The sequence below is a fragment of the Brevundimonas sp. genome (assembly GCF_027484365.1).
In the GTDB taxonomy this organism is placed as follows: Bacteria; Pseudomonadota; Alphaproteobacteria; order Caulobacterales; family Caulobacteraceae; genus Brevundimonas.
Genome location: NZ_JAIXTC010000023.1, coordinates 126,862 through 144,471, shown reverse-complemented (window position 1 = coordinate 144,471; position 17,610 = coordinate 126,862). Strand labels below are relative to the sequence as shown.

General features: G+C 69.7%; 16 protein-coding genes. 1 reads left to right on the top strand and 15 read right to left on the bottom strand.

All coding sequences use genetic code 11. The annotated features are described in order from the left end of the window. Positions 1-28 precede the first annotated feature (28 nt). The 13 genes from Q0044_RS12425 to Q0044_RS12365 form a co-directional block, all read right to left on the bottom strand. A complete protein-coding gene (locus tag Q0044_RS12425) occupies positions 29-2,914 on the bottom strand; it encodes a bifunctional [glutamine synthetase] adenylyltransferase/[glutamine synthetase]-adenylyl-L-tyrosine phosphorylase (RefSeq protein WP_298162631.1) in 2,886 nt (961 codons plus the stop codon). Further along, positions 2,911-4,323 carry a sensor histidine kinase gene (locus Q0044_RS12420; protein ID WP_298162629.1) on the bottom strand — a complete coding sequence of 471 codons (1,413 nt, stop codon included), beginning with the start codon at positions 4,321-4,323 and terminating at the stop codon, positions 2,911-2,913. Before Q0044_RS12420 ends, Q0044_RS12425 begins: the two co-directional genes overlap by 4 nt. Positions 4,324-4,482: 159 nt before the next feature. Continuing rightward, entirely contained in the window at positions 4,483-5,154 is a 672-nt protein-coding gene (locus Q0044_RS12415) for a response regulator transcription factor (RefSeq protein WP_298162627.1), read from the bottom strand. 86 nt (positions 5,155-5,240) lie between these two features. Continuing rightward, complete coding sequence (locus tag Q0044_RS12410) at positions 5,241-6,803, bottom strand: Do family serine endopeptidase (protein ID WP_298162626.1); 1,563 nt, start codon at positions 6,801-6,803, stop codon at positions 5,241-5,243. A gap of 103 nt (positions 6,804-6,906) precedes the next feature. Further along, positions 6,907-7,380, bottom strand: a complete 474-nt coding sequence (locus Q0044_RS12405; protein ID WP_298162625.1) for a cytochrome c-type biogenesis protein — start codon at positions 7,378-7,380, stop codon at positions 6,907-6,909. 179 nt (positions 7,381-7,559) lie between these two features. Next, positions 7,560-9,551 carry a heme lyase CcmF/NrfE family subunit gene (locus Q0044_RS12400; protein WP_298162624.1) on the bottom strand — a complete coding sequence of 664 codons (1,992 nt, stop codon included), beginning with the start codon at positions 9,549-9,551 and terminating at the stop codon, positions 7,560-7,562. Next, positions 9,548-10,048, bottom strand: coding sequence for a cytochrome c maturation protein CcmE (gene ccmE, locus Q0044_RS12395; RefSeq protein WP_298162623.1), 501 nt, complete (start codon positions 10,046-10,048; stop codon positions 9,548-9,550). Before ccmE ends, Q0044_RS12400 begins: the two co-directional genes overlap by 4 nt. A gap of 70 nt (positions 10,049-10,118) precedes the next feature. Then, positions 10,119-10,931 (bottom strand): c-type cytochrome biogenesis protein CcmI, encoded by an 813-nt coding sequence (gene ccmI, locus Q0044_RS12390; RefSeq protein WP_298162622.1) that lies wholly within the window; start codon positions 10,929-10,931, stop codon positions 10,119-10,121. Positions 10,932-10,948: 17 nt separating this feature from the next. Continuing rightward, positions 10,949-12,334 (bottom strand): hypothetical protein, encoded by a 1,386-nt coding sequence (locus Q0044_RS12385; RefSeq protein WP_298162621.1) that lies wholly within the window; start codon positions 12,332-12,334, stop codon positions 10,949-10,951. 76 nt (positions 12,335-12,410) lie between these two features. Beyond that, the gene (locus Q0044_RS12380) at positions 12,411-13,850 is read right to left on the bottom strand and encodes a sensor histidine kinase (RefSeq protein WP_298162619.1); all 1,440 of its coding nucleotides are present in this window, start codon (positions 13,848-13,850) and stop codon (positions 12,411-12,413) included. Continuing rightward, complete coding sequence (locus tag Q0044_RS12375; protein ID WP_298162617.1) at positions 13,847-14,527, bottom strand: response regulator transcription factor; 681 nt, start codon at positions 14,525-14,527, stop codon at positions 13,847-13,849. The genes Q0044_RS12380 and Q0044_RS12375 overlap by 4 nt, the downstream gene beginning before the upstream one ends. A gap of 20 nt (positions 14,528-14,547) precedes the next feature. Then, positions 14,548-14,826 carry a hypothetical protein gene (locus Q0044_RS12370; protein ID WP_298162615.1) on the bottom strand — a complete coding sequence of 93 codons (279 nt, stop codon included), beginning with the start codon at positions 14,824-14,826 and terminating at the stop codon, positions 14,548-14,550. Positions 14,827-14,913: 87 nt separating this feature from the next. After that, on the bottom strand, positions 14,914-15,720 hold the full coding sequence (locus tag Q0044_RS12365; RefSeq protein WP_298162614.1) for a PhzF family protein: 807 nt from the start codon (positions 15,718-15,720) through the stop codon (positions 14,914-14,916). 49 nt (positions 15,721-15,769) lie between these two features. Here Q0044_RS12365 and Q0044_RS12360 point away from each other — a divergent pair, with 49 nt between their 5' ends. Then, positions 15,770-16,204: a GNAT family N-acetyltransferase gene (locus Q0044_RS12360; RefSeq protein ID WP_298162613.1), complete on the top strand. Its 435-nt coding sequence runs from the start codon at positions 15,770-15,772 to the stop codon at positions 16,202-16,204. Here Q0044_RS12360 and Q0044_RS12355 read toward each other — a convergent pair. Further along, positions 16,177-16,758 (bottom strand): nucleotidyltransferase family protein, encoded by a 582-nt coding sequence (locus tag Q0044_RS12355; RefSeq protein ID WP_298162611.1) that lies wholly within the window; start codon positions 16,756-16,758, stop codon positions 16,177-16,179. The two genes, Q0044_RS12360 and Q0044_RS12355, sit on opposite strands and share 28 nt — an antisense overlap. Then, positions 16,755-17,570, bottom strand: a complete 816-nt coding sequence (gene thiD / locus Q0044_RS12350) for a bifunctional hydroxymethylpyrimidine kinase/phosphomethylpyrimidine kinase (protein ID WP_298162610.1) — start codon at positions 17,568-17,570, stop codon at positions 16,755-16,757. The genes Q0044_RS12355 and thiD overlap by 4 nt, the downstream gene beginning before the upstream one ends. Between the last annotated feature and the right edge of the window lie 40 nt (positions 17,571-17,610).

The following is a 17,610-nucleotide window of genomic DNA, read 5'->3' as shown; positions in this document are numbered from 1 at the left end:
CGCGATCGTGAAACGCACGGGAAGCGGACTATCCGTCGCGGGCTTTCGGCAGCGCCTTTTCGAAGGCCTTCCTGGCGTCCTTGCGAACCCGCTCCAGACGACGCCGCAGGGCCGGGAAATCCTTCTCTCCCGCCGCCTCGGCCAGGCGGGTGCGGAAGGTCGCCGATTCCGCCTCGGGGTCGCCCTTGTCGTCGAAGGCGCAAGCCAGAAGCTGGGCCAGAGCCTGGTGCAGGACCCAGGTCTGCTTCAACGCGGGATCCCTGGCCAGCTGATCAAGGATCGAGACGCTGAGCGCGCCCTTCCCCGCGGCCGCCTGCAGCTGACGGAACTGACCGACGAATTCGGCGTCGACCAGACCGCCCGGGACCAGCTTCAGGTCCCAGAACCCCTTCGCCGGCCGCTCGCGATCCATGAGGTCGCGCATGGCCCGCACGTCGCCGGCCGTATCCACCCCGGGTCGCGGACGGCGCAGCGCCGCCTCGATGGCCGCCGTCACCCGCGACCCGAAGCCCGGATCGCTGGCCCAGGCCACGCGCGCGCGGGTCAGGGCCATGAACTCCCAGGTCGCAGCCTCGTCGGCGTAATAGGCCTCGAACCCCGACAGGGGCACCGAGACCGGCCCCTTCGAGCCCGACGGCCTCAGCCGCATGTCGACCTCGTACAGTCCGCCTTCGGCCGTATGGGCCGACAGGGCGGAGATCAGCCGCTGGGTGAAACGGACGTAGAAGACGTCGGGCGACCAGCCCTTCGACGCTGACACAGAGTCAGACGGCGCTCCGTAGACGGTCATCAGGTCGAGATCGGACCCCGCCGTCATCTCTCCCGACCCGGCCTTGCCCAGGGCGATCACCGCCACCGCGCCCGGCATGGCGCCGCCCAGTCGCTCCGTCTCGGTCAGGGCCGCCGCCGACAGAGTACGCATGACGGCGTCGGCGAGGTTGGTGAACCCCCTGCCCGCAGCCTCCGGCCCCACCCGCCCGCTCAGGGTCTGCATGCCGATGCGGAAGGCCTGCTCGCGGTGCAGGCGGCGCACGGCGTTCATCGCCCCCTCGAAATCGCCGGCGGCTTCGGCCTCCTCCGCCATCTGGTCGAACAGACCGGTGTTGACGCCGAGTTCGGTCTCGAACCGCACATCCAGCATGGAATCCAGGGCTGCCGGATAGCGGCCCAGGGTGCGCGCCAGGCGGGGGGCGAAGGCCATGACGCCGACGATCCGCTCGAACAGCTCGGGCTGGTTCAGGAACAGGGCCTGGACCTGGACCCCCGCCGACAGGCCGGAGAAGAAGACCGAGAACCGCTTGAAGGCCGCGTCGGCGGCGCCGGTGCGGGCCAGGGCCGTCAGCAGGCGGGGCGCCAGCCGGGTGAACAGCTCCCGCCCCCGGACCGATCGCGTCGCCGGGATCCGGCCGTGGTGCCAGGAGCGGATGGTGTCGGCGACCGCGCCCGGATCAGAGAAGCCCATCCGCTCCAGGGTCGCCAGGGTCTCGGGGTCGTTGTCGACGCCGGTGAAGACCAGACTGCCGAACGGGGAGGACAGCTCTTCCTCGCCTTCGAACAGGGCGCCGTAGCGGCGGTTGACCCCGATCAGCACCTGTTCGACGCCCGCATCGAAGGCGGCCAGATCGCCCTCCGCCGTCAGGGCCGCGACGGCGGCCCGACGGGCCGGATCAACGGGCAGGATGTGGGTCTGTTCGTCCTCCAGCATCTGGACGCGATGCTCCAGCCCCCGAAGCTCGGCGTAGAAGGCGGTCATCTCGGCCGCGACCTCGTTCGGCAGATGGCCCTTGTCCACAAGGGCCGCAAGCGCATCGACGGTCCGCGAGGAACGCAGCGACGGGTCACGGCCGCCGAGGATCAGCTGCTGGGTCTGGGCGTAGAATTCGATCTCGCGGATGCCCCCGCGGCCGAGCTTGAGGTTCGCGCCCGCCGCCTCCATCGCCTCGCCGGTCTTGTGGACGTGGATCTGACGCTTGATCGACTGGATGTCGAGCACCGCCTGATAGTCGAGGCTGCGGCGCCAGACGAAGGGGATCATGTCCTTCAGGAACTCGGCGGCCGCGCCGAAGTCGCCGCAGATGGCCCGGGCCTTGATGAAGGCGGCCCTCTCCCAGTTCTGGCCGACGCTCTCGTAGTAGTCGAGCGCCATGGGCACGGCGACGACGGGCGGGGTGGACGAGGGATCGGGGCGCAGACGCAGGTCGACGCGGAAGACGTAGCCGTCGGCTGTACGTTCCGACAACAGGCTGGCGAAGCCCTGCGCCACCCGGTTCATCGTCCCTTGCGCCTCCGTGCCTTCGGCGAGGACCGGGGCCAGGCGGTCGGGGTCGAAGAAGAAGCTGACGTCGATGTCGGAAGAGTAGTTGAGCTCGTTGGCGCCGTGCTTGCCCATGGCCAGGCCGAACAGGCCGGGGATCGGGCCACGGGTGTCGTCGGCGGCAGTCAGCAGCTTGCCGCGTCGACGCAGATCCTCGGCCACGCCGGACAGGGCCGCGCGGGAGGCGACGTCGGCGAACCGGCTCAGGGCGCCGGTGACCTGGTCCAGGTCCCAGACCCCGCCGAGATCGGCAAGAGCGGTCAACAGATGCAGCTCCGCCTTCAGAATCCGCAGCGGCGAGCGCATGTCGTCCGCCCCGCCGGTCAGGGCGATGGTCCGGGCGGCGATGTCCTCGAGCCGCACCTCGGGCGCATCGGTCAGGATGGCGTGCAGGGTCCCGGGCCAGCGTCGCGCCAGACCGAACAGATAGGGTGAGGCGGCGAAGACGGGCTCCAGCGCGGGCCAGACGGCGTCGAACATCGCGCCCCAGCCGCCCTCGGCCGCGCTGCCGGTCAACCGCTCGTGGGCACGGGCGGCCGCCTCCGCGTCGACCACGGGCCCGCAGGCCGCCAGTCGTTCGCCCAGCGGCGCCGAACTCATCCCTCGCTCGCGGGCGGCAGGACCAGGGCGACGCGCAGGCCCGGCCCGGATCCGCCGTAGGCGCCGGGACCTTCATCCAGCTGGATACGACCCATGTGCGCCTCCATCACCGCCCCTACCAGCGACAGGCCCAGACCCGACCCGGCCTCGGTGCGGCTGTTGTCGAGGCGGACGAACCGCTCGATGACCCGACCGCGATCCTCTTCCGGCACGCCCGGCCCGGTGTCGGTGACGGAGAACTCGATCTCGCCCGACGACCGGCGACGCGCGCGCAGCATGACCGCCCCGCCGACCGGGGTGTATTTGATGGCGTTGTCGATGACGTTGGCCAGGGCCTGGGCCAGGAAGGGCCGCGCCCCCTCAATCATGAGGCCGCGCTCGATCTCGGCGGAGAAGTCGAGACCCTTGTCCTCGGCGGCCGGCTCGTAAAGCTCGGCCATGTCGGCGGCCAGGTCGGCGGCGTCGAACACGGCCGCATCGGGGACGCGTCCCGCCGCCGCCTGAAGCCGGGCGATGGCCAGGACGGTGTTAAAGGTCTTCAGCAGGGTGTCGGCCTCGTCCAGGGCGACCTGCAGCGCGTCGGCACCGTCGATCCGGCCGCTCTCGGCGTCGATCAGGGCGACCTCCAGCTTGGCCCGCATCCGGGTCAGGGGCGAGCGCAGATCGTGGGCGATGGCGTCGCCGGCATGGCGGATCGAGGCCATGGAGGTCTCCAGCCGGTCCAGCATCCGGTTCAACCCGGCGCCCAGTTCGTCCAGTTCGTCGCCCGAGCCGCGCACCACCACCCTGGCCTTGAGGTCGCCGTCCTGGACCGCGCCGACGACCGCGTTCAGCCGACCCATCGAGCCTTCCAGATTGCGACTGATCAGCAGACCTCCGCCGAGGCCGAGCAACAGCACCATGCCCATGGCCATCCACAGCGCCTGGGTCAGGCGGCCCAGATAGGCCTCGGTGTCGCCGAGAGATTGACCGACGATCAATGCCTCGCCGCCCGACAATCTGACCTGCACGGCACGCACCTGGGGTCGGATGAGCCGTCCATCGGGATCGGTATCGTTGAGGGTGAAGGTGGCCCATTCCTCCGCACCCGGAGCCGCGTCGAACGGCGACATGTTGAGACTGCCGGTCCCCCAGGTCCCGTCCTTTTCGATCAGCTGATAGACATAGGCGCTGCGCGTCAGGGTCCTGTCGATGAGCGCCATGTTCAGCGCATCCAGACCCCGGCTGTCATAGACGCCGGTCAGGATCTGCAGCTCGCCCCGCACGTCGGCCTCGGCCTGGGCCTGGGCCTCCTGGGCCGAGGCGACATAGACATAGGCCAGGATCGCGCTGGCCGCGGCCGCGAACAAGGCCAGAAACAGCAGCGTCAGCCGGAAGGGCGTGCGGCGGAAGAGGGAGGGGAGACGCATCGCGGTCAGTGGTGGGTGACGACTGGCGAGTGGCGAGACGTCAGCGACCCATCAGGACGAGCCAGGAGTCGGACCCGCGTGAGATTGAGACCATAGCCCACCTCTTCGCTGTCCGGTCTTGACTGCTCGCCACTCGTCACTCGCCACTCGCCACTGCTTTCACGCCTCCAGCCGATACCCCGCGCCACGGACCGTCTGCAGCATCGCCTTGTCGAAGCCCTTGTCGATCTTTGAGCGCAGGCGAGAGATGTGGACGTCGATGACGTTGGTCTGGGGGTCGAAATGGTATTCCCAGACCTTCTCCAGCAGCATGGTGCGGGTCACCGACTGGCCGGCGTGGCGCATCAGGAACTCCAGCAGCTGGAACTCGCGCGGCTGAAGGTCGATCTCGGACGTGCCGCGATGCACGGTGCGGGCGATCAGGTTCATCTCCAGGTCGCCGACCTTCAGCACGGTCTGGACCCCGCCCGTCTCCCGACGGCGCGACAGGGCCTCGACCCGGGCGATCAGCTCGGCGAAGGCGTAGGGCTTGACCAGATAGTCGTCGCCGCCGGCCTTCAGGCCCGTGATCCGGTCCTCGACCTCGCCCATGGCGGACAGGAACAGGACCGGCGTCTGGTCGCCGTCCTTCCTCAGGGTCTCGACCATGCCGATGCCGTCCAGGCGGGGCATCATCCGGTCGACCACATAGACGTCGTAGTCGCCCTTCTGCGCCTCCAGCAGCCCATAGGCCCCGTCGATGGCGTGGGACACCAGGTGGCCGGCCTCGGTCAGACCGCGCACCATCGCCTGGGCCGCCTCGGCGTCGTCCTCGACCACAAGAATTTTCACGAGCCAGCCCCTCCGGAATCACAATCGCCGCCGACGGTAGTCCATCGGCGGCGACTTGGGGAGTTAAGGCTTGTTCAGGGTCAGGACTACTTGGCGTCCGACAGTTCCAGAACGAACGGCCGGTTGCCCTGTGGGACCCGGAACAGGAGCAGGACACTCTCTCGACCTGCTTCGCGGGCCGAGGCGATAGCGGCGCGAAGCTCGGTGACCGTCGCCACAGGCCGGCCGTTCGCCTGCTGGATCACGGCGCCGGCCGGTACCTGGGCCCGGCCGGCGCGTGAGCTTTCTGCGACGGCGGTGACGACCAGACCGCGCACGCCCTCGTCAATGGAGAAGCGTGAGCGCAGCGCTTCGGTGATCGGCGCGACCGTCATGCCCTCGACGACCTCGCCCGTCGGAGCCTGCGGACGCCCTGGTTGGTTTTGGTCGCCGTCTTCGTCCTGACCTTGCAGAGTCGCGTTGATATCCGCGGGACGCGTGCCCGAACGGATGTTGACCGTCTGGCGGCGACCCTCGCGCAGGATCTCCAGTCGCAGATTGTCTCCCGGCGCGGCCTGGCCGACCTGACGGGTCAGGTCGGACGACGAGGAAATCGGCCGCCCGTTCAGGGCCACAACGATGTCGCCCGCACGAAGCCCGCCCTGTTCCGCAGGAGCGCCCGGCGTGACATCGGCGATATAGGCGCCTTCCTGATCGTCCGGCAGGCCGAGCGGCTCGCGATACTCGTCGAGCAGATTCTGGATCTGGACCCCCAGATAGCCGCGCTCGATGGCCTGACCGCTCATCAGCCTGTCCGTCACCGACTTGGCGATCGACGCCGGGATGGCGAAGCCGATGCCGACCGAGCCGCCCGTCGGCGAGAAGATGGCCGAGTTCACGCCGATCACGCGGCCATAGATGTCGAAGGTCGGGCCGCCCGAGTTGCCCCGGTTGATGGCGGCGTCGATCTGCAGATAGTCGGTGTAGGGCGTGGTGCCGTCGCCGATGTCGCGGGCGCGGGCCGAAACGATGCCGGCCGTGGCGGTGCCGCCCAGACCGAACGGGTTGCCGACGGCGATGACCCAGTCGCCGACTCGCGGTTCGGCCGCTTCCTCGAAGCTGACGAACTTGAAGTCCGAACCCTCGACCTTGACCACAGCCAGGTCGGTGTCGGCGTCGCGCCCGACCAGACGGCCCGGCAATTCGCGGCCGTCCGCCAGTTTGACCGTGATCTTGGTCGCGTTGGCCACGACGTGGTTGTTGGTGACGATGAAGCCGTCGGCCGAGATGAAGAAGCCGGAGCCGGCGCCCTGGGCGGTCGGGGCGTCTTCGTCTTCCTCCTGTTCACCCTGGGGTGTCTGCGGGGCCTGGAAGCCGAAGCCGGGCAGGCCGGGAATGGGGATCAGGCCGCCGCGCGGGCGTTCGATCGGGGTCTCGACGTCGATCTGGACCACGGCGGGCGAGACCTGGTCGAAGATGTCGGCGAAGCTCAGCGGCGCGCCCTGCGGCGGGGCGAAGGCGAGGCCCGAGGCCCCGGCGGACGGAATCAGTCGCCCGCTCGCCTCGGCGGCGTTGGCGCCCGGCCAGTCGATCACGCCCCCGGCCGTCGCGGCGGCCGCGAACACGAGGCCGACAGTGGCCCCCAGGATGAATTCCTTGCGCTTCAGCATCGGTGTCTTTTCGATCCTTCTTGGGTCCGGAGACCCGTTTCGCCTTGTGATATAGCGCGATAGCGGCTTTCGCCAACCATCGACCCCTGAGCCTTGGTCCGCCTCAACGCCCGTCGTGAGGCGCGGATGCGTCAGGATCGGGGCGAACTGTTTCGCTTTGGAGAAGATCGGCCAGCCGACGTTCCTCGTCGGGCGAAAGCGGCGCGGTTTCGACAGCCTTGCGGCGCGCGAAGAGGAACAGGGCGAGGCCGCCCAGACCCGCCAGCAGGGCCGGCCCGAACCACAGCAACCAGGTCCCGGTCCGCACCGGCGGGGTGAACAGGACATAATCGCCGTAACGGCGCACGAGATCGTCCCTGACCGCCTGATCGGTGGCGCCCGAAGCGATCTCTTCGCGAATCAGACGGCGCATGTCGCCGGCGATCCCGGCCGGGCTGTCGGCGATGGATTCGTGCTGGCAGACCACGCAGCGTACGACCTCGAAGATGGCCTGGGCGCGGGCTTCCTGACCGGGCGAGGCCAGGGGCTGGTCCGGCGGGGCGGCGGGTTCCTGGGCGAGGGCGGCGGTGGAGAGCAAAATCCACGCGAGGCAGACAAGGACCAACCAGCAAATTCCGCTCATCCCCGCGAAAGCGGGGACCCAGTTCTTCGGGCGTTCCGGCGCTGTTGGATGGTCGATGGAAGCAATCCCAAGTACCGTGCCTAGCAAAAGCACTGGATCCCCGCTTTCGCGGGGATGAGCGGAAATGAAAGGGCTCATGCGGCCACTTTCCGCTTCCCGCTCACCGCCAGCCTCAGTCGGCGGTCGAGCAGGGACAGGACCCCGCCCAGGGCCATGACGAACGGGCCGAGGAAGATCAGCCGCGCCCACGGATTGTAGTAGACCCGCACGGTCCAGGCCTGGGCCGCCTCAGGGGTGCTACGACGCTCGCCCATGACGACATAGACGTCGTCCAGGCCCCGGAAATCGAGACCGACCTCGGTCGTCGTCTGTCCCCCGGCGGGGAAGAAGCGGCGCTCGGCCGTGATGGTGCGCGGGACGGCGCGGCCATCGGTCGAGGCCACGGTCAGGGTGCCGCGCTCGGCCAGATAGTTGGGGCCCTCGACGATCTCGACCTTGTCGAGCGTTACGGCCCAGGGTCCGGCATGGACCTCGCCGCCGATGGGCAGGGGGGCGGCGGCCTCGACCTTGAAGCCGGTCTCGACCACGGCGCCGAGCACGAACAGGCCCAGCCCCGCATGCGCCAGGGTCATGCCCCAGGCGCCGAGCGGCAGGCCACGCATGCGGCGACCGACCTCGGCCAGCGGGGCCCGGAACAGACGGACGCGCTCGACCACCTCGGCCAGGGCCCCGAGGATCAGCCAGGCCCCGACGGCCAGACCGGCGGCCGCGAAGGCCTTCCTCGGTTCGAACGCCAGCCAGCCGACGAAGCCGCAGGCGATGGCCAGACCCGCTGCGACCGCCAGCCTCTGCATCGCCCCCTTCAGGTCTCCCCGCTTCCAGGCCAGCAGCGGACCGGCGGGCAGGATCAGGAAGGCGACCGCCATCAGAGGGGTGAAGGTCAGGGCGAAATAGGGCGGGCCCACCGAGATGGTCGCACCGGTCGCCGCCTCGAGGATCAGGGGATAGAGGGTGCCCAGAAGCACGGTTACGGCGGCGACGGTCAGGAACAGGTTGTTCAGCACCAGGGCGCCCTCGCGGCTGACGGGCGCGAACAGGCCGCCCCCCTTCAGCTGTGGCGCGCGCCAGGCGAACAGGGCGAAGGCCGAGCCGGCCGTGACGCCGAGAATGCCCAGAAGCATCAGCCCCCGCTCGGGATCGACCGCGAAGGCATGGACCGAGGTCAGGACTCCGGATCGCACCAGGAAGGCGCCCAGCATGGAGAAGCTGAAGGCCAGAAGCGCCAGGAAGACGGTCCAGCCCGCCAGCGCCCCGCGCCGCTCGGTCACCACCGCCGAGTGCAGCAGGGCCGCGCCCGCCAGCCAGGGCAGGAAGCTGGCGTTCTCGACCGGATCCCAGAACCACCAGCCGCCCCAGCCGAGTTCGTAATAGGCCCAGAAGGACCCGAGTGTGATTCCGGCCGTCAGGAAGACCCAGCTGGCCAGGGCCCAGGGCCGGACCCAGCGTCCCCAGGCCGGCCAGAAGCCGGTAAAGGCCCGCCCTTCGATCAGGGCAGCGACGGCCAGCGAAAAGGTCACCGAGAAGCCGACATAGCCCGCGTAGAGCATGGGCGGATGGATCGCGAGGGCCGGATCCTGCAGCAGCGGGTTCAACGACAGGCCCTGGAACGGCGCGGGGTCGATCCGCTCGAACGGATTGGAGGTGAAGACGGCGAAGGCCAGGAACAGGGCCCCCAGTCCGCCCTGCACCCCGACCGCCGAGGTCTTCAGCCCGAACGGCAGGCCGCGCGCCCGGGTCAGGGCCGCGCCGAACCCGGTCATGACCAGACACCACAGGACCAGAGACCCCTCGTGGCTGCCCCAGGCCGCGGCGACCTTGTAGAGCATCGGCTTGTCGGTGTGGCTGTTGTTGGCGACGTTGGCGACCGAGAAGTCCGAGGTCGCGAAGGCGAAGATCAGGGCTCCGAACGCGAGGGCCGTGGCCAGGGCGGCACCGATGGCGGCGCCCTCCGATCCGCCGGCCAGAAGCGGGCTGGACCGCACGCGCCCGACGGTCGCCAGGCCGGTCTGCAGCACCGACAGCATCAGGGCGAGGACCAGGGCGAAGGCGCCGAATTCGACGATCATAGAGGTCTTTGAGCGCTGTCGCCCGCAGGGCTGTCCGGGCGCGGTCCGCCCTCGGGCCGCCACTCGCCCTTGGCCTTCAGCCGATCGGCGACCTCGCGCGGCATATAGGTCTCGTCATGCTTGGCCAGGACGGTGTCGGCATGGAAGACGCGGTCGGGTCCGAAGCGGCCCTGGGCCACGATCCCCTGCCCCTCGCGGAACAGGTCGGGCAGGTCGCCCTCGTAGATCACCCGGCTGGTCGCGGCGTTGTCCGTGACGGAAAAGGCCACTGTCGTGCCGTGCTGCTGCACACTGCCTGTCTCGACCAGTCCGCCCAGCCGGATGACACGACCCTCAGGCGCAGCCTGGGCGGTCGCTTCCGACGGCGAGAAGAAGAAGGTCACGCTGTCCTGCATCGCCCACAGCGACAGGCCGACCGCGACCGCCAGCACCGGCGCGGCGGCGGCCACGACCCACAGGCGACGGCGCGCCTTCGGCGATTTGGGTAGCCAGCTCATGGACGGACGACGGGTTCCGGGAAGGCAGAGGTCGCGCCGTATAGCGCCACTCCCGGCCGGCTCCAACGGGTCATGCCGCCGCGTCCAGTCGGCTGACGAGTTCGGTTCGGCGCGGATCCGAGGGATCGAGCGCGGCGATCAAGGGCGCCCAGACTTCACGGGCCTTGACGACATCGCCGCGGGACAGCGCCGCCTCGCCGAGGAAGAAGCGTGCGCCCAGTTGATCGGGATCGAGCGACAGGGCCCGGCTGAAGGCCGCCTCCGCATCGCCGCCGACACTCCCGTCGGCCGCCCGCACAAGGCTCTCGCCCAGTCGCGCCCAGCTGGTCGCGTCGTCCGGATCCAGCGCCAGGGCGCGGCGGAAGGCCGAGGCCGCGCCGATCGGATCTCCCGCCTCGAACCGGGCCGCGCCGAGCATGGTCAGGGCGGTGCGGTTTTCGGGCTCGCGCTTGACCGCGCGGCTCAGGACCGCCGCGATCCGGGGCGCGTCGAGGGTTTCGGGGCCGGCCGCCCATTCGTCGATCCGGCGCTCATAGGGCTGATCCGGCAGTCCGGGATCACCGATGACCAGATACAGGCTGAGTGTCGCGGCGACCGCCCCGACCAGCCCGGCCATAACGACCGTCCGGTCCCGCCCACCGACCCGGGGGGCGACGTCCGGCGATGCGCCCGCCAGCAGACGGCGCCCCGCCTCGGCCCTTGCGGCCGACCAGGCCTCCTCGTCCAGCAGACCGCGCGATTTCAGGCGATCCAGCTCGGACAGTTCGGCCGCGCCCGTGTCCGACACAGGCTGTTCGCGGTCCACGCCGCGCCTTGCAAGGCTCAACACCAGCAGTCCGGCCAGCGCCGTGGCGAGGCCGGCCAGGGTCCAGAAAACGATCATCCGCGATGATTAGCGGATCAGGCGGCCCGGGGCGAGCGTTCCTCTTCGAGCGACGCCCTTGCGCCCGCGGCGCCGGCCCGCCGTCGAACGGTGCGGGCGGCGTCGGTCGCCTCGATCAGAAGCAGACATTTGGCCAGGGTCTCGACCATGGCCAGCGACTTGCGTTGATCGGGAGCCTCGCCCGCGTTCACGGCCTCGATGACCATGTCGACCCAGTTGGTGATCTTCTCGGTCACCGACTGCACCAGCTGCGAGCGCAGGGTCTCGCAGCCGAACACCTGGGCCGCGGTCCGCAGGGCGCCGAGCAGGGTCAATTGCAGGACGGCCGTCTCGACCGTCTCGAGCGGCGGCGCATCGGCGTCCAGATCCGGCGCCTGTTTGGTCATCCGGCCGGCGGTCTTGACCGCCTTGGACGGCATCAGCCTGTCCATCGTCTTGTCCAGCGACCGCAGGGTGCCCGACAGACTCTTGTTGATCCGTTCGCGGGCCTCACGCGCCTGCTTGCCCCAGGCGCCTTCGGGATCGAGCCGCAGGGTGATGTCGAGTTCGCCGAGGGTCTCGGCGCACCAGGCGATGTCGGCGCGCAGACCGGGCCCGGGGTCGGCCTTGGCCCCCGGCTTGTACGAGGCGATGCGCGTCACCCTCGCCTCGACCTCGGCGATCAGACGATTGACGAAGACCGCCATCTCCGATTCCGACAGCAGGGCCTCCTTGGCGGAGGCCTTCGACGAATGGACCACCAGCCGCAGGATCAGGGAGGCGTCCCCGAGGTGTGCGAACATGATCTCCAGCATGCGCGGACCGCCGTCGGCGGTGATCTCGGCGCTGTCGCGAATCAACAGGCGGAGCTCGGCCAGCTGGTCGCCGGTCGGACGCAGGATCAGATCGGGCAGATTGAGCAGGCCGCGCCGGGCCATGGCCGCCAGATCGAAACAGAGGGCCAGCTCATCCAGCCCTCTTGTGCGAACGGTTTCATCGCCGCCGTTGGACGGCCAGACGAGATCGGGCAGGTCCCGCACGGCGGCGGCCGCGGCGACGCAGATGCGGTCGGCGACGGCCCGCATCTTCGGATTTTCCTCGATCGGGCGATAGTCGTCGAGCTCCATCAGAAGCTCGGGCTCCTTGCTGGACGCCGCCTTCCACAAGCGGGGCAGGACGCCGGACGGGAAGGTCAGGGCCTCGACGCCGTCGGGACGGCGCTGGAACATCGGCAACAGGGGGGCAAAGGCGATGGCGCGGCGACGCCGGTCGATGGTCTCGTCCGCCAGCATGATGCTGAGCGCGGCGGCGCGCTCCCCGGGCATCTGGGCGACAGCGAGCGACAGGGTGTTCAGGACGCGGTCGGGCACTCGCTCCAGCATCTGGGCGAGCACTGCACGCTGAGCGACCGACAGCTCGGCCATGCCACCTCCGTCAGCCGCGAAAGCACGGCCGAAATTCACAGTGAAGGCACGAGGTTAAGAATCCGGAAGCGCGGGTTCAGGCTTCGGCGGCCGGCAACTCCAGCACGGCCTTGAGCCCGCCAAGGTCGCTCGCCGCCAGGGTCAGCCGGCCGCCATAGGCGCGGGTCAGGTCGTCCACGATCGCCAGGCCCAGTCCGGATCCCGGCGCGTTCTCATCCATCCGGGCTCCGCGCTTCAGGGCGTCGTCGCGCTGCTCGACCGGCAGGCCCGGGCCGTCGTCCTCGACCACGGCGATCATCTGACCCAGGCCGCTCGCGCCGGCGGAGACCCGCACCCGGCGTGTCGACCATTTGCAGGCGTTCTCCATCAGATTGCCGAGGATCTCCTGCAGGTCCTGACGCTCGCCGAGGAAGGCCAGTTCGTCGGGCGCCCGCCAGTCGATCTCCACGTCCTTCGACTGGAACACCCGCTCCAGCATGACCGCCAGTTCGTCGATGACCTCGCCCACCGGCGTCTTTTCGCCCAGGCCGTGGGCGGCGCGGGCGGCGGCGCGGGCGCGGCGCAGGTGGTGATCGACCTGGCCCTTCATCACCTCCGACTGACGCCGGACGATGTCGGCGAGCGGCCCGGCGTCGGACCCCGCCTCGGCCAGCATCACGGACAAGGGCGTCTTCAGGGCGTGGGCCAGGTTGCCGACGTGGGTCCGCTGGCGGTCCACCACCTCCTGATTGTGATCAAGCAGCCGGTTGACCTGTTCGGCCAGGGGCTGGATCTCGGTCGGATAGGCCTTCTCGATCCGCGCCGCCTTGCCCTTGCGCACATTGGCGATCTCGACCCGCAGGTCGAACAGGGGCCGCAGTCCGATCTGGACCTGCAGGAAGACGGCGATGACCAGTCCGATGCCCAGGATCAGCAGGGCCGTCCAGGTGAAGGTGGCGAACTGGCGCGTGTCCATGTCGATCTCGGACCGGTCGATCCCCGCCATGAAGACGAAGGGCCTGCCGTTGAGCGCCTTCATGCTGGCGGCGATGCGTAGCGGCTGGGCCCCGTCGGGCAATATGCCGGGGTCGTTGTAGCTGAGCGTCGCCCCCATCGACGCCTGCAGACGCGCGGGCAGTTCGGGATCGACGTACAGGCTCTCGCCGGACAGGGACGGAGACTTCGCCAGGACGACGAAGCCGCCCTCGGTGTCGACCTCGCCAACCATCCAGTATTTGCCCGACAGGCCGCGCAGGGTCGGGGCGTCCTTGATCTCGGCGACCTGAAGCCCTTCGGGCGTCATCACGCTGGCGATCACGACATCGTCGATCACCCCGCCGAGGGAGTTGCCCAGGCGGCGCAGAGCACTCTCCTGATACTGGCTGGTCAGCATCCAGCCCGTCAGCATCAGGGCCACGACGATCCAGGCCGAGGCCAGCCAGATCAGCCGGCGCGTCAGGCTGCGGCCCGGCCGACCGAACCAGCGCCCCCAGGACGGTTTCGTCACAGGCCGGGGCGCCGGGGCGTCGTCGCTCACGCGGCTTCGGACTCGCCCGCCAGAGGCGTCAGTCGATAGCCGAGCCCGCGCACGGTCTCGATCCGGTCGGACCCGACCTTCTTGCGCAGCCGGCCGATGAAGACCTCGATGGTGTTGGAATCGCGATCGAAGTCCTGGTCGTACAGGTGCTCGACCAGTTCGGTCCGGCTGATGACCCGACCCTGGTGCATCATCATGTAGTGCAGCAGCCGGTACTCCAGCGAGGTCAGCCTCAGGGGCTCGCCGCTGACCGTGGCCCGGGCCGCACGCGGGTCCAGCCTCAGGCCGCCGCAGGCCAGGGTCGCCGAAGCGATCCCGGCCGAGCGCCGCAGCAGGGCCCGCAGGCGGGCCAGCAGTTCCTCGGTGTGGAAGGGCTTGGTCAGATAGTCGTCGGCCCCGGCGTCGAAGCCCGAGACCTTGTCCGACCAGGCGCCGCGCGCCGTCAGGATCAGGACCGGCGTCGCCTTGCCGTCGCGCCGCCAGCGCTCGAGCACCGACACGCCGTCGATCTTGGGCAGGCCGAGGTCGAGCACGACCACGTCATAGGGTTCGGTGTCGCCGAGGAAGTGGGCTTCCTCGCCGTCCGCGGCATGGTCGACCGCATAGCCGGCATCGCCCAGCGCCTGTTTCAGCTGTCGCGACAGGTCGGCGTCATCTTCGACCAGGAGAACTCGCATGGTGTGGTCCTTCGTATCCGTCAGCCGCGCGAATCGACGGAGATGTCGATGATCTGACCGTCGCGCTCGAAGCGGAAGACATAGCTGTTGCCGCGCAGGCCCAGCGACCCGACGAAGCGGGCGCCCCGCGCCCGGGACTGGGCGATGCCCTGGGCCTCCGCCTCGGAGATGCGGCGCGGCTCGCGCTGGAACTCCTGATTGCCCCGGTCTCCGCGATTGCCACGGTCCTGCGCGTTCGCGGCGCTCAGCGGGGCTGCGGCGATCAGGGCGGACAGGAGGATGGCGGACAGGCGGGTCATGGGGCGTCTTATGAGGCCGGCGCTCTGAACGGCGGCTGAACGCATAGCTTAGGGACGTTTAACATCGGGGGAAACGGGCCTCTCGCCTCAGAACCGCAGCACCGAGCCCATCACCGTCACCGCATGCCCCCGGATCAGCACCCGGTCGCCGGTCAACTCGGTCTCGAACCGGGCGCCCCGACCCGGATAGACCTGTTCAAAGGTGACAGTGCTCCGGTCCAGCTTCATCGCGAACAATGGCGCCAGACCGCAGCGGGCCGAACCTGTCGCCGGATCCTCGTCCAGACCACAGCCCGGCCCGAAGAAACGGTCCACGACATCGACGCCGGGGTCACCCGACAGGGCGGCGGCGATCACCTGTCCCCGTTCGATCGCCCCGTCGCCGAAGGCCAGCAGGGCCGGGATATCCGGCGTCAGGCCGCGCACCGTGGCGGCATCCGCCATGATCGCGATCAGATATCGACTGGCCCACACCTCGAGCGGCGCGGCGCCGAGGGCCTCGGCCAGCCCCTTCGGCGTCTCGACCCGTGTCAGCGGATCCGCCGGGAAGTCCATCTCGTAGCCCTCGCCGAACCGCCCCACCGTCAGAGGCCCCGACGCCGTATCGAAAGTCAGTTGCCGCGCCTCGACCCCCAGTTCGCGCCAAAGCACATGCGCCGCCGCCAGGGTCGCGTGACCGCAAAGGGACACCTCGGTCGAAGGCGTGAACCAGCGCAAGTCGAACCGCGACGGACTGGCCGTCGTGCGCAGGAAGGCGGTCTCGGAGTGGTTGTTCTCGGCCGCCAGCGCCTGCATCCAGCCGGCGTCCGGCCAGGCGTCGAGCGGCTGAACCACGGCGGCGGGGTTGCCCATGAACGGGCGTTCGGCGAAGGCGTCGACGGTCCACTGGCGCATGCCGAACGGCTTAAGCTAGGACGCGAGGGGAGACCAGACGGACCCGCCCATGACCGCCACCCTGACGACCACCTTCGATGAGGCCCAATTGCGCACGGCGTGGCGCTGGATCGCCGAGGAAAGCTACTGGGGTGCCCGGATCCCTTGGGACACCTTCTCGCGCGCCTGCGCCGGATCGCTCTGCTTCGGCCTGGTGGAGGACGGCGAGCTTCTCGCCTTCGCCCGTGTGGTGACCGATCAGGCGACCTTCGCCTGGCTGTGCGACGTCTTCGTCGACGACCGCGCACGTGGTCGAGGTCTGGGGAAACGGCTGATGCAGGACATCCACGCCGATCCCCGGCTGCAGGGTCTGCGCCGGTGGGGCCTGGCCACCGCCGACGCCCACGGCCTCTATGCGCAATACGGTTTCGAAGCCGCCGACCCCCTGCGCCACATGGAGCGGGTCGACCGGGACATCTATCCGGTGCTGTCGCCCACGACCTGAAGCTCGGGCCAGCGCGAGCGGGCGCTGGCGACGACCTTGTCCCAACCCTTGGCCGGAGGCCGGTTCGGATTGGGCCGGATCACCATGCCGAACACGTCCTGAAGCCCGAAGGGGGCGGCGACGCTGATCATATCGTCGTCGTCCAGCCGCACCCCGATCGCGAAGGCCGGTGCCACGAACCGCGCCAGGGCCGCGTCGGTGTCCGGCAGCGGTTCGTAGTCCTCGCCGAACCGGTCCATGAACCACAGATGCACCCGCGCCTGGTTGCGGACCTCGACATCGCTGCGGAACGGCTCGTCGAAGGCCGCGGCGACCCGCTTGATGACGACATCCTCAGCGTCCCAGGACGTGTCCGGGTCGAAATAGCCGAGGTCGAAATCCTTGCGGCCGTAGCCGACCGGCCGGCCCGTCACGGCATTCCAGACCGACTGATAGACCGCGCCCGAAAACACCCGCCAGTCCGGCAGGCCGAGCCCGCGCACCGTCGTCAGCACCTGCATCAGGTCGGCGTCCGCCCGGACGATCTCGACCAGGCGCGCCTCGAGGTCGCTCATCGCGCGTCCTTCAACGGCCAGCCGTGATCCAGCGGTCCGTGCCCCTGGCCCAGACCGGGCGCGCGCCGGATCGCCTCGGAGACATAGGCCCAGGCCTCGGCCACCGCGACCTCCAGCGGCCGGCCCAGCGCCAGCCCGGCCGCGATGGCGCTGGCCAGGGTGCAGCCGGTGCCGTGGGTGGAGTTCGTCTCGATGCGCGGACCCTCCAGCAGGGTCTCGCCCGACGCCGTGACCAGCAGATCGACGACCGTCTGACCCGGCACATGACCGCCCTTCATCAGCACCGCCTTCGCGCCCAGTTCGAGCAGGGCCGCGCCCGCCCGGCGCTGGCCGTCCAGATCCGCCACCAGGATCCCGGTCAGGGCCTCGGCCTCCGGCGCATTGGGCGTCAGCAGGGCCGCGCGCGGGATCATCAGGCTGCGCACGGCCGACACCGCGTCGTCGTCCAGCAGGGCCGCCCCGCCCTTGGCCACCATGACCGGGTCGACCACCGCGGGGGCGTTCGACGTGTCGAGAATGGCCGCGACCCGTTCCACCACCGCGACCGAGCCCAGCATCCCGGTCTTGATCGCATCGGCGCCGATGTCATCCAGCACCGCCCGCGCCTGGGCCTCGATCAGGTCGAGCGGCAGGGGGTGGACGCCGTGGACGCCGAGGGTGTTCTGCACCGTGATCGCCGTGATCGCCGTCGCCGCATAGCCGCCCATGGCCGTCACGGCCTTGATGTCCGCCTGGATCCCCGCCCCGCCGCCGGAGTCGGACCCGGCGATGATCAGGACGCGGCAGGGAAGTGGAGAACGGCGATCTGACATCTCGCACAGATGCGGCAACGGGCATAACCGGGCAAGCGCA

What these genes read in the sequence shown, in the direction of transcription:
- Q0044_RS12425 (WP_298162631.1), bottom strand. Translation starts at nt 2,914, where the DNA reads ATGAGTTCGGCGCCGCTGGGCGAACGACTGGCGGCCTGCGGGCCCGTG.
- Q0044_RS12420 (WP_298162629.1), bottom strand. Translation starts at nt 4,323, where the DNA reads ATGCGTCTCCCCTCCCTCTTCCGCCGCACGCCCTTCCGGCTGACGCTG.
- Q0044_RS12410 (WP_298162626.1), bottom strand. Translation starts at nt 6,803, where the DNA reads ATGCTGAAGCGCAAGGAATTCATCCTGGGGGCCACTGTCGGCCTCGTG.
- Q0044_RS12400 (WP_298162624.1), bottom strand. Translation starts at nt 9,551, where the DNA reads ATGATCGTCGAATTCGGCGCCTTCGCCCTGGTCCTCGCCCTGATGCTG.
- ccmE (WP_298162623.1), bottom strand. Translation starts at nt 10,048, where the DNA reads ATGAGCTGGCTACCCAAATCGCCGAAGGCGCGCCGTCGCCTGTGGGTC.
- ccmI (WP_298162622.1), bottom strand. Translation starts at nt 10,931, where the DNA reads ATGATCGTTTTCTGGACCCTGGCCGGCCTCGCCACGGCGCTGGCCGGA.
- Q0044_RS12385 (WP_298162621.1), bottom strand. Translation starts at nt 12,334, where the DNA reads ATGGCCGAGCTGTCGGTCGCTCAGCGTGCAGTGCTCGCCCAGATGCTG.
- Q0044_RS12375 (WP_298162617.1), bottom strand. Translation starts at nt 14,527, where the DNA reads ATGCGAGTTCTCCTGGTCGAAGATGACGCCGACCTGTCGCGACAGCTG.
- Q0044_RS12370 (WP_298162615.1), bottom strand. Translation starts at nt 14,826, where the DNA reads ATGACCCGCCTGTCCGCCATCCTCCTGTCCGCCCTGATCGCCGCAGCC.
- Q0044_RS12365 (WP_298162614.1), bottom strand. Translation starts at nt 15,720, where the DNA reads ATGCGCCAGTGGACCGTCGACGCCTTCGCCGAACGCCCGTTCATGGGC.
- Q0044_RS12360 (WP_298162613.1), top strand. Translation starts at nt 15,770, where the DNA reads ATGACCGCCACCCTGACGACCACCTTCGATGAGGCCCAATTGCGCACG.
- Q0044_RS12355 (WP_298162611.1), bottom strand. Translation starts at nt 16,758, where the DNA reads ATGAGCGACCTCGAGGCGCGCCTGGTCGAGATCGTCCGGGCGGACGCC.
- thiD (WP_298162610.1), bottom strand. Translation starts at nt 17,570, where the DNA reads ATGTCAGATCGCCGTTCTCCACTTCCCTGCCGCGTCCTGATCATCGCC.